Source organism: Saccharothrix deserti (assembly GCF_009769385.1).
In the GTDB taxonomy this organism is placed as follows: domain Bacteria; phylum Actinomycetota; class Actinomycetes; order Mycobacteriales; family Pseudonocardiaceae; genus Actinosynnema; species Actinosynnema deserti.
On record NZ_VKAB01000008.1, the window covers coordinates 211998 to 225678 of the forward strand.

General features: G+C 71.4%; 11 protein-coding genes. 5 read left to right on the forward strand and 6 right to left on the reverse strand.

Going from position 1 to position 13681, the window contains the following annotated elements; genetic code table 11:
• Positions 1 to 73 precede the first annotated feature (73 nt).
• From FM051_RS18290 to FM051_RS18310, 5 genes are read right to left on the reverse strand one after another with little or no spacing between them, the layout of a single operon-like run.
• Entirely contained in the window at positions 74 to 1579 is a 1506-nt protein-coding gene (locus FM051_RS18290) for a TNT domain-containing protein (protein ID WP_158844596.1), read from the reverse strand.
• The gene (locus tag FM051_RS18295; protein ID WP_158844599.1) at positions 1576 to 2076 is read right to left on the reverse strand and encodes a hypothetical protein; all 501 of its coding nucleotides are present in this window, start codon (positions 2074 to 2076) and stop codon (positions 1576 to 1578) included. Before FM051_RS18295 ends, FM051_RS18290 begins: the two co-directional genes overlap by 4 nt.
• A complete protein-coding gene (locus FM051_RS53185) occupies positions 2039 to 8038 on the reverse strand; it encodes a WXG100-like domain-containing protein (RefSeq protein WP_158844602.1) in 6000 nt (1999 codons plus the stop codon). The genes FM051_RS18295 and FM051_RS53185 overlap by 38 nt, the downstream gene beginning before the upstream one ends.
• Before the next feature lie 11 nt (positions 8039 to 8049).
• The gene (locus FM051_RS18305; RefSeq protein WP_238412473.1) at positions 8050 to 8361 is read right to left on the reverse strand and encodes a WXG100 family type VII secretion target; all 312 of its coding nucleotides are present in this window, start codon (positions 8359 to 8361) and stop codon (positions 8050 to 8052) included.
• Complete coding sequence (locus FM051_RS18310; RefSeq protein ID WP_158844606.1) at positions 8358 to 8861, reverse strand: YbaB/EbfC family nucleoid-associated protein; 504 nt, start codon at positions 8859 to 8861, stop codon at positions 8358 to 8360. Before FM051_RS18310 ends, FM051_RS18305 begins: the two co-directional genes overlap by 4 nt.
• A 111-nt stretch (positions 8862 to 8972) precedes the next feature.
• Here FM051_RS18310 and FM051_RS18315 point away from each other — a divergent pair, with 111 nt between their 5' ends.
• The 4 genes from FM051_RS18315 to FM051_RS18330 are packed head-to-tail and all read left to right on the forward strand — an operon-like array spanning position 8973 to position 12313.
• The gene (locus FM051_RS18315; RefSeq protein WP_238412474.1) at positions 8973 to 10181 is read left to right on the forward strand and encodes an MFS transporter; all 1209 of its coding nucleotides are present in this window, start codon (positions 8973 to 8975) and stop codon (positions 10179 to 10181) included.
• Positions 10174 to 11103 carry a DMT family transporter gene (locus tag FM051_RS18320; protein WP_238412475.1) on the forward strand — a complete coding sequence of 310 codons (930 nt, stop codon included), beginning with the start codon at positions 10174 to 10176 and terminating at the stop codon, positions 11101 to 11103. The genes FM051_RS18315 and FM051_RS18320 overlap by 8 nt, the downstream gene beginning before the upstream one ends.
• 38 nt (positions 11104 to 11141) lie before the next feature.
• Positions 11142 to 11999 carry a bifunctional methylenetetrahydrofolate dehydrogenase/methenyltetrahydrofolate cyclohydrolase gene (locus FM051_RS18325; protein ID WP_202918903.1) on the forward strand — a complete coding sequence of 286 codons (858 nt, stop codon included), beginning with the start codon at positions 11142 to 11144 and terminating at the stop codon, positions 11997 to 11999.
• Between the two features lie 20 nt (positions 12000 to 12019).
• Entirely contained in the window at positions 12020 to 12313 is a 294-nt protein-coding gene (locus tag FM051_RS18330; protein WP_158845341.1) for a DUF3017 domain-containing protein, read from the forward strand.
• Between the two features lie 33 nt (positions 12314 to 12346).
• Here FM051_RS18330 and FM051_RS18335 read toward each other — a convergent pair whose 3' ends face one another.
• Positions 12347 to 12910 (reverse strand): TetR/AcrR family transcriptional regulator, encoded by a 564-nt coding sequence (locus FM051_RS18335; RefSeq protein ID WP_158844612.1) that lies wholly within the window; start codon positions 12908 to 12910, stop codon positions 12347 to 12349.
• Positions 12911 to 12980: 70 nt separating this feature from the next.
• Between FM051_RS18335 and FM051_RS18340 the strand changes: the two genes are divergently transcribed.
• On the forward strand, positions 12981 to 13547 hold the full coding sequence (locus FM051_RS18340) for a dihydrofolate reductase family protein (RefSeq protein ID WP_158844614.1): 567 nt from the start codon (positions 12981 to 12983) through the stop codon (positions 13545 to 13547).
• The last annotated feature ends 134 nt before the right edge of the window (positions 13548 to 13681 follow it).

The window sequence follows — 13681 nt, forward strand, 5'->3', positions numbered from 1 at the left end:
TTCCCCCGCGACTCCCCGTGGCCGCACGGTACCCCGCTGCGCCGAACGGACTAATGACGCGGCGCGACGGCCACTAGACGCCCGGTTGGGGTGGCTGGACCGCCGCCGCGGGCACCTCGACCAGCGCCCCATCGGCCAACAGATCACGAACGGAGCTCGCCAGGAAGTAACCCGTACCCCCGCCGACCTGACCGAACCACGGCACCGCGACGCCCTTCAGCGCGGGCACCGGCTTCTGCACCCGGTACACGTGGTAGCGGCGGTTCAGCCAATCCGGTGGCAACGATCGGTTGCCGAACACGGTCCCGGCGGCGTAGACGAGGTTGCCCGCCTCGGCCCCGAACCGGTCCAGCTCGGTGCCGACCGGGATCACCACGTTCTCGCGGTCCCGGAACAGCGACAGCGGCGGCTCGTCGGGCAACGGCTGGATGTCCGCGACCGGCAGCACCAGGGCACCCGTGTCCGCCCGCGCCTGGTCCAGGTCCGCCCGCCACAGCAGCTCGGCCAGCAGCACCTTCGCCGCGTCCACCGCGTGCTCGTACACGCGCGGCCGACCGTGCGGGCCGCGGCTGGCGTCCCAGAACTGGACCTGCCAACCGGACCGGCCGGGCGCGGGTTCGATCACGAACGCGTCGGGCTTCGGCTCGACGATGCCGTACTGCGACTCGGGGACGCCGTAGTGGTCGAGCCGCGCCTTGAGCTGGTCGAGCGCGTGCTGGTCGGCCTCGGGGATCACCCGCGGCTGGTACTCGGGCAGCGGCGCGCCCTCGGCCTGACCGGTGGCGACGGCGGTCGCCGCGTTCTCCGCCTCCGGCGAGACCTGCGGCACGGTGTAGTTGTTGTCCCGGATGTGCTGCACGAGCTGCGGCACCGGCGGCACGTGGTGGTTGCGCAGGTAGTAGGCCACGCCGCCCGGCCACACCCAGGTGCCGTCGGTGTGGAAGGACAGCGGCACGGACGGCGTCGCGTCCGGCTTGAGCGCGTCCGGACCGTAGGACCGCGCGGACAGCACGATCGGCGCGTTCTCCAGGTAGGCGAGCACGTCGTCCAGCTCCTGCGGGTGCACGCCCGGCCGATTGTGCACCGGGTTGCCCTGCGGGTCGACCCCGTCGAACAACGGCGCCGCGAACACGCTCACCGTCGCCGGGCCCAGCCCCGCGCGTTCCCGCAGCCACGCCGGGATCACGTCGTCGTCGCGCGGGTAGGTCTCCAGCTCCTCGGCGTAGTACTGCCGAGCGGGCGGCTGCGTCCAGTCCGGCTCGTTGTCCCGGTCGAACTCCGCCGAGTACGTGTCCGGGTGCACGAGGTGGAACTTCATCGAGAACCACGTGCCGCGACCCGGCCGCGCCATGCCGTCGCGCAGCTGCACGAAGAACGGCAGCGCCTCCGGCGGCAGCTCCCAGTCGAACGACGCGCCGAACATCGTCAGCCCGGAGACCTGCGTCTCCAGGTAGCGGCCCATCATCCGGAAGTCGACGAACAGCTGCTCCCAGTCGCCCGGGAGGCGCTGCACCAGCAGGGTGGTGACGGAGCCGAGGATGGCGTTCTGGTCCTCGACGTCCAACTGCGGTGCGGTCATGCGTTCTGCTCCTCGGTGCTCGCGCTCGCGCTCGCGCTCGTGCTCGTGCTCGCCTCGACCAGCTTGGCGCGCAGCCAGTCGGGGATGTAGGCCTCGTCGCGGGGGAAGGCTTGGAGGTCACGGGCGAAGTCCGCCGCCGGCACCGGCGGGTCGAACCGCGGGTCGTGGTCGAAGTTGTAGGTGATGTCGATGCGGGCCGGCGCGTTGACCACGCACCGCGCCGAGAACCACGCGCCGCGGCCCGGCTGGTACAGCACCTGCCGCATCTCCTGGAACGCGGCGTTCAGCCCCTCCGACGGGACCACCTCGGGGGTGCTCCCGTCCGGCATGTAGACCTTCAGCGCCGCGTCCTGCACCGCCACGGTCATCCGCACCAGCAGGTCGATCCGCCGGAAGCCCTCCGGAGCAGCGTCCAGCAGCATGCCGCCGATGTGCTGGAGCAGCTCGTCGTGGCGCTGCTCAGAAGTCGGCCGGCCAGAGGGCTGCGTTGTGCTCATTCGGGTAGCTCCTGACGTAGATCTCGGTGGTGCCGTCGGCGAGCGTCACACGCCACCGCGTCTGGTAGGTGTGCGGGTGGCGTTGCAACGGGTCGCGCAGTGCGAACGTGTCGATCATCTCGACCGTACCGCCGGATTTCATGAACTTCGCGCGGTCCCGCTCCATCCGGTGCCAGGTCTCGGCGGTGACGAACGCCGGGCGCGCGTTGCCCTGGTTCTCGTCGCGCTGCTGGCTCGACTGGTTCGCCGCCTCACCGGGGCCGCCCGTCTCGTTGCCCTGGTGGTGGCCGCCGTCGGACAGCTTATTGCCGTCCGCGTCGACCTCGCCGTGGCCGCCGACCTCGACCTGCGCGCTGCCGTCACGCCGGATCGCGCCACCCGACGCGAGGTCGGGCCTGCCGGTCGTGGCGACCGTCTCGCCGTCGCCGTTCGTGCGACCGCGCCACGAGTCGTTGTCCGCGACCAGCACCGCGTTCGGCAGCGGGTTGTTCAGGTCCGGGCTGAACGGCCGGAACGTGTGGACGTGCGAGGCCGAGCCGTCGTCACCGGTCTGGAACGTGCCGTAGCCCTGCTTCTTGTGGTCGTCCAGCACGAACCGGGTGTTCGGCGGCAGGTCGGTGCGCGCGGCGAACGGGTCGGAGTTGTTGAACGGTCGCGTCACCGCGTCCCGCTGCTCCGGCGTCCAGCCGCTGGTGTCGCCGCTGACGACCTTCACCGAGTACGCGTACCCGTTGTCGGTCTTGGTGCGCTGCACGGCCAGCTGGACCTCGCCGTTGGCCGGCGTGGGCCAGTTCCGGGTGGGCTGCTCGGCGCGGCCGAGGCCGTAGAAGCCGTCGGACGTGACCTGCGCGTGCGCCGGGGCCTGGGTGATCTCGCTGTTGACCCGGCTGCGCTGGCCCGAGTGGGTGTCCTCGAACACCACGTGACCGGACTCGTCGGTGAGGAACCGGCCGCGGCGCCGGCCGTGCTCGTCGGAGACCAGGTACTCGGTGTTCGGGTCGTGCACCTGGCCGGGTCGGCTGAACGGCTCGCCCTGCCGGACGTCGTCGACCGGGGTCTGCCTGGTCGTGGTCGGCTCGGTGCGCTCGACCGCGTTCTGCGGGTGGCCCTCGGAGTTCGTGGTGAACTCCTGGTGCAGCGGGCCGCGGTCGATGTTGTAGTTCGTGCCCTGCGAGGTGTGCATGACCTCGGGGTTGCGGGTGTCGGTCGACAGGTAGTCGGGGGCGGCCACCCACTTCGGCTTGCCGTCCGCGTCGGTCTGGACCGTGCCGCGGTAGGTGCCCTCGGTGTCGTAGACCTCCATCCGCGTGTTCGGCGGCAGGTCCGTGCGGGCGGTGAACGCCTCGTTCGGCCGCGGTGCCAGCGGGTGGTCCGCGCCGATGGTCTGGCGGCCGTTCGCGGGCTCCGGGATCGGCTCGATGAGCACCGTGCGGTCGATCGGGACGACCCGGTCGCCGATCTTGATGCTGTCCTGGGTGGTCTGGCGGGTGCCGTCGGCGTTGGCCACGAACACGTCGTGGCGTTGACCGAGCTCCACCCGGTAGTGGGCGTTCGGCGCGGGGTGCCTGACCTCGGGGTTGTCGCCGTGGCGGGTGTTCGGCGCGATCGCGTCGACGTGGACCGCGCCGTTCGCGTCCACGTGCACGACGGTGCGGACGTTGCCGTCCTCGCCGCGGATGTTGATCCGGGTGTCGGCCGGCAGGTCCTGGCCGCTGCGGAAGTACGACTCGTTGTCGCGGAGCCGGACGTTCTGCTCGTGCGTGGTCTCCGGGGCCGCCCACGGCTGCTGCACCTGCGGCTCGATGTCCTGCCGGCCGCGGTGCGCCTGGTCGTCGGTGACGGCCAGGTCGCCCTTGGGCTCGTGGCCGGGCGGCATCCCGTTCTCGCCGGTCGGGGCGTGCGTGCCGTCCGGTTCGAACGCGTGCCAGCCGCCGTCCGGCGGGATCTTGGGGCCGCCCGCCTCGTTCGGCGAACTGGAGTAGACGTTGCCGTGCTGGTCGGACCAGGCCAGGTTGTCCGGCGCGATGACCCGCTGCCCGGTCTCCCGTGCCACGTGCGCGGCCAGGCTGTTCTCGCCGCCCGCGCCCGCGTCGCAGCCGACGAACACGATCGGCCGGCCCGCGAGGTCCGGGTGGTTGGTGATGAGCTCGACCAGCTCGGCGCGGGTGTAGTGCGTGTCGCCGATGCGGACGCCGTCGCCGTCGGTGTGGACGTCGAGGACGACCTGGCTGTTGCTCGGCGGGATACGGCTGGACAGGTCGCGCAACCGTTCCTCGGTGTGCAACGCGACGCCCGAGTCGGAGATGTGGCTGTTGCGGATCGCCTGGTCGACGCGCTGCGACACCTCGCCGAGCGGGACCGGGCCGGTGTGCGACACCGGGCCGAGCTCGGGGTTCGGCGTGAGGTTGGCCGGCGGGTCGGCAGGCGTGTAGTTGTCGAACGCGCCGTTCTGGGCGTCGGCCACGCTCGCGGTGTCCGGCCTGAGGACGTTGCCGTCGCGGTCGAACGTGCCGAAGTCGGGCGGCAGCACGCGGCCGTCGGCGGGTGGCACGTCGACCTCGCGCATGACGCGCATGTCGATCAGGCGTTGGACGCTCATCTGGCCGGTGGCCGGGTCGGCGAGGTCGAAGTTGAAGACGGGCTGGAGCTGGCGCGCGCCGCCGTTCTGGTCGAACGCGGGGGCGACCGGGGCGAGTTCGACGGTGAGCGGGGCGTTCAGGACGTAGACGTGGTAGCCCTTGCCGAGGCTGTCCGGCATGATCGCGCGCTCGCCGAACCCGTAGGCCTGGCCGTCCGGGCGCAGCGGTGAGAGGAAATCGCCGTTGGGGCTGCCGAACCGGTCGAGCACGGTGCCGGCGGGCAGTTCGACCACGACTCGGGGACCGTCCGCGCCCTGGTTCGGGGGCCAGGCGATGTCGCCGTTCGGCTTGGAGTGGGCGTCGCGGAAGGTCTGGTAGTCGCCGTAGGGGCCGTAGGGCTGGTAGGTCGGCTCGATGATGGCGGCGGCGCGCTGGTCGTAGGTGCCGACGGACTGGTCCGTGGGGCCGGTGCTCTCGTGGACGGAGTGGTAGGGGCCGTCTTGGGAGAAACCCTCGACGACGCCCGCGGGCAGGTTCCAGACGTTCTTCTGGGGGAACGGATCCGTGCCGGTGTCGGTGGTGGTGTCGGCCGCCGCGTCGGTGTCGGCGGGCCACTCGTGGCTGGACGCCGGGGAGTGCTCGTCGCCGGGCGCGCCGACCGTGTCAGCCGGCCCGTCGGGTGCCGTGCCGTCAGGTGTGTTGTCGGGTGTGTTGTCGGGTGCCGTGCTGTCCGGGGTGGGGCTGTCCGGCTTCGGTCCATCCGTCGCTGGCGTCGGCGCGTCGGTGGTCGGCGTCGGACGATCCGTACCGGGAGTCGGCCCGTCGGTGCCACGCGCTGCCGGGGCCGGGGCGTCGGTGCGAGGCGGAGCAGTCGACGAATCCGTGCCACGCGACGCGGGAGCCGGACCGTCCGTGCCGCGAGAGGCGGGAGCGGGCCCGTCAATGCGGGGCGGGGCAGTGGGCGACGCCGCGACGGGTCGCGCCGTGGGCTCCGGAGCACGTGCCGGGGCCGAACCTTCCGGCCGGACCGGCGCGGCCGGACCTCCGGGTTGCTGACCGGTCGGCCCGAACCCTCCGGGCTGCGGCCCGAAACCACCAGGCTGCGGTGTGGACGACGACGGCGGCGGCGTGGTCGTCGCGGGACCACGCTGTTCGGGCATCGGCACGGGCCCGGCGTCGTGCAACGGCTGAACGGGCATCCCGGTCAGCGAACTCGCGTTGACCGCATCGTTCCCACGAACGTTCTGGTCCCGCCCGGGAGAAGAGGTATCGGGCGTGAACCCACTGGCCGGCGGCGCAGCAGGCCCACGCCCACCCCCGCCACCACCAGGCGCACCACCGACCGGAGGCGCGACCCCGCCGGCCGCGCCCGCCATCGGAGCGCCGTTCCCGGAAGTCCCGGTTCCAGCAGGTGCGGACCCCGCACCAGGAGCCTGCCCACCGCCGGCGGGCGCCGGCGGAGCCGCCCCACCGGAAGGCGCGGCAGCCGTGGGCGCGGCACCAGGCGTAGGCCCACCAGTAGCCGCGGGCCCACCCGGCGTCGAGCCACCAGGCATAGCCCCGCCAAGAGGCATGCCGCCCGCGATCACACCGCCCGCAACAAGCCCACCAGTCGCCGAGCCGCCCAAGGGCGCACCACCGGGCACAGGCCCACCAGCGGTCGCCCCACCCGGCACGCCGCCAGGCATGGCCCCACCAGGCACTGCGCCACCGGGAGGCATCGACCCACCGTGAGGCATCGCCCCGCCGGGCATCGATCCACCGGGAACCGGCCCGCCAGGAGTGGCTCCACCACCAGGCATCGACCCACCCGGCACAGCACCGCCAGGCACAGGCCCACCGGGAACCGCACCACCCGGCGTCGGACCACCCGGCGTGGCACCACCGTGACCAGGCAGAGCCCCACCAGGCATACCGCCACCAGACGTGCTCCCACCGAACGACGAACCACCAGGCACAGCCCCACCAACAGCAGGACCACCCGGCATCGCACCACCCGGCATCGCACCACCCGGCATCGACCCACCAGTCGGCATCCCACCGGGCATCCGAGCAGCCGAACCACCGGGAGAAGCCGACCCACCGGGAGTAGTCCCACCAGGGGCACTCGCCGGAGCCGGACCACCGGACGGCGCAGAACCACCGGAAGGCGAACCGAGCCGGCTGCCAATAGAAGGCCCGGTCCCACCACCAGGCGACGTCGGCACCGAAGCACCACCCCGTCCGGAAGTCCCGCCAGGAGCCCCACCAAAGGCCGAAGGCGCCGGAGCACCACCGGACGAAGACCCACCGGGCGAAGAGTCCCCACCGACCGAAGGCGGCGCGCTCACCGTCGGACCGGGAGCCGGGGGCGCGGCCACCGACGACGCCGCGGTCGTCCCACCAGGCGGCCGGTTCAACCCGTCACGGTTCACCTGCGGCCCACCGGTCCCACCCGGCACACCGCCGGGCGAACCACCCGGAACACCGCCTGGAACACCGCCGGGAGTCGGCCCGAGGTTCGGCGGCCCACCGTCCGGCCCACCGGCGTTGATCCGCGGCGGCTCGACGGAGATGCCGTCCTTCGCCCCACCGATCCCACCGGACACCGCACCGGCCGACGCGCCCATCAGCACGTCCCGCGCCGAGATGTCCTGCCCCATCGCCGCCGCCGTGCCCACAGTGGACACCGCGCCCTCGACCGCACCGCGCGTTGCGCCGACGGCCATCTGCCCGGCCAGCCCGCCGCCCTCGAACTTCAGCCCACCGGAGACACCGCCGACCAACCCGGACACCGCACCCGAGACCGCCGCCTCGGTCGTCTTGCCCCAGTCCCACGACTCCCGGTCGCCGCGCGCCATCTGCACGGCCTGGATGGCCGCGTCGATGCCGACCGAGATCGCGACCTCCTTGAGGATCGCGATGATCAACTGCCGGAACGTGAACTGCACGATCAGCCGCGTGGCCTGCTGAGCGATCGGGATACCCGCCGTGGACGCGCCGAACGTGCCGAACGCCGCGGCGATCAGCGCGGCGATCTCGATCGCCAGCGCGATCAGCGACGCGATGATCGACAGCTTGGTGTACTCCACCTCCAGCGCGGTGTTGTCGCAGCTCTCCGCCAGTTGCTCGCAGATCTTCTGCAGCTTCGGCAGGTACGACTCGTCGCCGTCGGCGAACTTCTTCCAGTACTCCTCGAACTTCTGGACCGCCTCGCCGGTCTGGCTCGAGACCACGGTGGACGCCGCGCCGTTGCCCTCGTCGATGACGGACTTCACGCCTTCGGCGGCAGTGCGGTAGGCGTCGGCCATCCGCCGAAGCGCCGTCTCGTCACCCTCCGGCCAGCTCTGCCCGACCACGATCGGGAAGAGCCAGGTGACCTCGCTCGGGATCTCGATACCCACCGCAGTGCCCCTCAGTAAGTCCGGGAGATCCCGGTCGCGTTGCCCTGGTCGGACCCGTCGTACGCGTCGGCGGTCTGCTCCACGCCGACGCGGATGTCGTCAAGAGCCTTCGCGAGGTTCTTGAAGGCCTCCAACGTCGCCTGGGAGTTCGGCACGTACTCCTTGGCGAACGCCTGACCGGACTCGTCGCCACCCCAGCACTGCCCCTCGGCCTGTAACGCCGAGTTCAACGCCTGCATCACGCCGTCGAGCGAGTCGCCCGCCGTTCCGAACTGGCCCGCGCCGCGACGCAGGCCGGGCACGCTGACATCGAACCCGCTCACCAACCACTCCTGTCCATGATGCTGCCGGTGTCGTCATCGTCCGAGGGAGGAGCGGGCCGCCGCGGCTGCGCCGACGGCTGCGGCACGACGGGCGGTTTGGGGATGAGATCGGCCAGCGACGGCACGCCGGGCAGCATCTCCGACAGGTCGATGCTCGCGCCCTGCTGCGCCGGCGCCAGCACCTCGTTCAGCTCGGTCCGCGCCTTGGCGATGGCCTGCTGCACGGTCTCGGTGGCGAGCCGGGCCAGCTTGTCCGGCGTGGAGCGCTCGAAGGCGTTCGGGGAGAACTCCAGGGACGTCAACGCGCCGGCGGAGTCGACGGTGGCGCGGACGGATCCGTCCTTGGACACCGCGGTCGCCGTGATCGCCATGGCCTGGGCCTGGGTCTCGCGCAGTTCGGCGGTCTTCTTCTGCAGCTCGGCCAAGAGGGAGTCGACCTGCTCGCGCATGGCCGCGTTCCGCGCCTCCAGCTCGGCCCGTCGTCCTGTCGGATCGGTCACAGCTGTCCCCTCGTATGCGCCATCCAGAGGTGCTGACGCTAATCGAGGCCCGCGGGTTCCCGTGGATATTCGGCACCGGATTGTCGGGGGGGGTGCGGGCAGAGTGTCACCGTGCTCCGTCCGTACCGGGAACTCGCCGCGATACCCCACCTGCCCTGGCTGCTGCTGTGGTCGATGGTGGGCCGCATCCACCTGCCCGCGACGCCGTTGGCGGTGTCGTTCCTGATAGCCGGGTGGACGGGGTCGTACGCGTTGGCGGGTGTGGTCGGCGGCGCGTTGACGTTGGGCATGGGTGTGGCGGGGCCGGTGCGCGGTCGTGCCGCGGACCGCAGTCCGGCCGGGCGATTACTGCTGGTCACGGCTTCGGGTTACGGCGTGGGCATCGCGGTGTTGGGTCTGCTGCCGGCCGTGGTGCCCAGCTCGATGTGGCCGTTGGCGGCGGTGGTGGCGTTCCTGACGGGGTTGAGCACGCCACCGGTGACGGCGATGAGCAGGGCGGGTTTCCCCCGGCTGGCGACGGGTACGGCGCAGTCGGCGGTGTTCACGGTCGAGGCGTCCATGCAGGAGGTCATGTACATCGTCGGCCCGGCGTTGGCCGCGACCGTGGTGGCGGTGTGGAACGCGCAGGTCGCGCTGTGGCTGTGCGGTGCGCTGGCGGTGTTCGGCGCGATCGGGTTCGGTGGTGCGCTGCGGCGAGCGGGTCTGGACCAGCCGGTGGGGCGCACGACCAAGGGCGCCGGGCGGACGTTGCTGCGTGACGGTTCGCTGGTCCTGGCGCTGGTGACGGCGCTGTGCATGGTGGCGTCGCTGGTGTCGATCGACATGGTGATCATCGCGTGGGCGCGTGACCTGGGCACGCCCGCGATCGCCGGTGTGCTGGCGGCGGTGTGGGGCATCGGGTCGACGGTCGGCGGGCTGATCGCGGGCGGCCTCAGCGGGCCGGCCCGGTTCACCCGGCGGATGATGTTGATGGCGCTCGGTGTCGCGCCGCTGGTGCTGGTGCTGCCGCCGGTGCTGGAACCGTCGTCGGTGTGGTTGATCGGCCTGGTGCTGGGGGTGGGCGGGATGGCGATCGCGCCGGCCATCGCGGCCGGCAACCAGCGGATCAGCGGGCTCGCGCCGGACGACCGCAAGGCCGAGGCGTTCGGCTGGATGGGCACGTTCACCACGGCGGGTTCGGCGTTGGCGCTGCCGTTGGCCGGGACGCTGCTGGACCACTTCGGACCGGCCGCGGCGGCCGGTGCGAGCACGGCGGCGGCACTGCTCGGCGCGTTCCTGGCGAGTCGGGTGCGCGACCGGAAGGCTGCTCCGGTTGAGTGACGGGGTTCGGCTCTTCGGTGCGCTGATCGCGTTCGTGGGCGGGGCGTTCCTGGCCGTTCAGGGGCGGTTGAACGGCGAGCTGGGGCACGTGTTCGGTGACGGGTTCCTGGCCGCGTTGGTGTCGTTCGGCGGCGGGTTGGCCTTGTTGTTGTTGGGCGTGCCGACGACGGCTTCGGGGCGTGCGGGGCTGGCTCGGCTGCGGGCGTCGCTGCGTGCCGGGCGGATCCGCTGGTGGCAGTGCATCGGCGGGGCTTGCGGCGCGTTCTTCGTGTCCACGCAGGGGTTGACGGTCGCGGCGCTGGGCGTGGCGGTGTTCACCGTGGCCGGGGTCGGCGCGCAGGCGGTGAGCAGCCTGCTGGTGGACCGGGCGGGACTCGGTCCGGCCGGTCGGGTGACGTTGACCGTGCCGCGCGTGGCGGGTGCGGGGTTGGCCGTGGTGGCGGTCGCGGTGGCCGTGTCGGACGAGATCGGCGACCCGTCCGCGCTGTGGCTGGCGTTGCTGCCGGCCGCGGCCGGGATCGGTCTGGGCTGGCAGCAGGCGGTGAACGGGCTGGTGCGTGAGGCGGCGCAGAGCACGCGCGTGACCACGTTGGTGAACTTCAGCACCGGGACGGCCGTGCTGCTCGTCGTGTGCGCGGTGGACGTGGCGGTGCGCGGGTTGCCGTCCACTGCGCCGGCCGAACCGTGGTTCTACGCGGGCGGCGTGCTCGGGATCGTGACCATCGGCACGGCCGTGCTGGCGGTGCGCTGGCTCGGTGTGCTGCTGGTGGGGCTGTGCCAGGTGGCCGGCCAGCTGGTCGGCGCGCTCGCCGTGGACGTCGTCGCTCCCGCCGAGGGTGAGCAGCTGTCCGCGGTGACCGTGGTCGGCACGGCGTTGGCGCTGCTCGCGGTGGTGGTCGCCGCCCGTCCCCGACGACGGTGATGAGCAGCCCGGACGGCGGTGATGAGAGGATGAGGCACGTGACTGCGACGATCCTCAACGGCAGGGCCACCCGGGACGCGATCTTCGAAGACCTGCGCGCGCGTGTCGCCGCGTTGGGCGAGCGGGGGGTGACGCCGGGGCTGGCCACCGTGCTGGTCGGCGACGACCCGGGCTCGCACTCGTACGTCCGGGGCAAGCACCTGGCGTGCGCGAAGGTCGGCATCACGTCGATCCGCCGCGACCTGCCCGCGGACATCACGCAGGAACAGCTCGAAGAGGTCATCGACGAGCTGAACGCCGACCCGGCGTGCACCGCGTACATCGTGCAGCTGCCGCTGCCCAAGCACCTCGACCCGAACCCGATCCTGGAGCGCATCGACCCGCGCAAGGACGGCGACGGGCTGCACCCCGTCAACCTGGGCAAACTGGTGCTCGGTGACGAAGGCCCGCTGCCCGCCACGCCGCGCGGCGTGGTGGAGCTGCTGCGCCGCTACGACGTGCCGATCGCCGGGGCGAACGTGACCGTGGTCGGTCGCGGTGTGACGGTCGGCCGGCCGATCGGGCTGCTGCTGACCCGGCGCACCGAGAACGCCACCGTGACGTTGTGCCACACCGGCACCAAGGACCTGGCCGCCGAGGTGCGGCGGGCGGACATCGTGATCGCGGGCGCGGGCAGCCCCGGCCTGATCACGGCGGACATGGTGAAGCCCGGCGCGGCCGTGGTCGACGTCGGCATCACCCGGACCGAAGCAGGTCTGGTTGGCGACGTGCACCCGTCCGTGGCCGAGGTGGCGGGGTTCCTCGCACCCATTCCGGGTGGCGCGGGTCCGATGACCATTGCGATGCTGCTGACCAACACGGTCGAGGCAGCCGAGCGCACTGTGGCGACGGCCTGAAGGCGGAAGCGGTGGAGTTGTTGCCGGAACAGCGCTGGCGGTCCGCAGCAGGTCGACACCTGCCGTTCGCGCTGGTGCTCGGTGTCGTCGGGGTCGGCCTCCTGCGGATCGTGCAGTACCACTGGCGACAGGGCGCGGTGCTGATCGGCATCGCGCTGCTGGTCGCGGCGGTGCTGCGGGTGCTGGTGACCGACGAACAGGCAGGGCTGATCGCGATCCGCAGTCGCAGCGTGGACGCGTTGTTGTACTCGGGTTTGGGGTTCGCCGTGATCGGGGTCGCGATGACCATCATCGGCGGCCCGCTGGACCGCTAGACCCACGTAGGTCTGGGGCGGAGCGCCCCAGACCTACGCACGGTCGACCAACGCCGTGATCAAGTTCGTCATCTCCTCCTCCGGCAGCACGTCCGGCAGGGTCAGGTGCTCGACCATCAACCCGCTCATCGCCAGGTAGAGCGACACCACCGTGGTCCGGTCGCCGGGCAGGCCCGCGTCCAGGTGGAAGCGAACGTCCCTCTCCAAGTTCTCACGGATCGTCTTGGTCAACGCGGCCTGCAACTCCGGCCGCCGAGTGGCCTCCAGCCGCAGCTCCAGCAGCGCCAGGTAACCCGTCCGGTCGACCTCGAGCCGCTCCAGGAGCTCCCGCAGCAGCCGCTCCACGAGGCTCTTGTCCGGCGGCGCGGCCATCGTCTTCGCCAACCGCTGCGCACTCGGCGCGAGCCGGACGTGGATGTGCTCACCGACCTGCCGCAACAGCTCGTCACGGTTGGCGAAGTAGTTGGACGCGGTGCCGCTGGGCACCCCCGCCTCCTTGTCCACCGCGCGGAACGTCAGACCCCGGGCGCCCTCTCTCGCCAGCACTTCGATGGCCGCGTTGACCAGCGCCGTTCGCCTGGTCGGGTTACTCCTCATGATCCCTCCTTGACAACCACTCCAACCATAGTACTACAGTCAGAGTGGTCACACACAAAAGGAGATTCCGATGCGAAACCTGACCTACTTCGTCGCCACCTCGCTCGACGGCTTCATCGCCGACCCGAAGGGCGGCTTCAGCGATTTCCTGTTCGAAGGCGACCACATGACGGCCATCTTCGAGGAGTACCCCGACACCCTCCCCGCGCAGGCGCGCGAGGCCATGGGCATCGACGCACCGAACCACAACTTCGACACGATCCTGATGGGCCGCGCGACCTATCAAGTCCCAGGCGGCATACCGAGCCCCTATCCACATCTACGCCAATACGTAGTGTCGACCAGACTCAGCACCACACCGGTCGACGTCGAGGTGATCGCAGATCCCGTGGCCAAGGTCCGCGAACTGAAAGCCGAGCCAGGCCTGGGCATCTGGCTGTGCGGCGGCGGCAGACTAGCCGCCACCCTGCTACCCGAGATCGACGAACTGATCCTCAAAGTCCACCCGATCGTGTTGGGCAAGGGCATCCCCCTATTCGCCGGCGAATTCCCCACAACCCGCTTCGCCAAGGCCACAACCAGAACCTTCGACACCGGCGTCGTCTTCACCACCTACACAAAAACAGAAACCCCATAACCACCCCCTAACCACCGGTCTGCCGAACCCACCGCACGCCCACTGCCTCAAGGAATACCCGACCTAACCGCCGGCGACCGACGAGGCCACCGAACCCACCTCGCCCCACCGCAATCCGGCGGTGGCCGACGAGG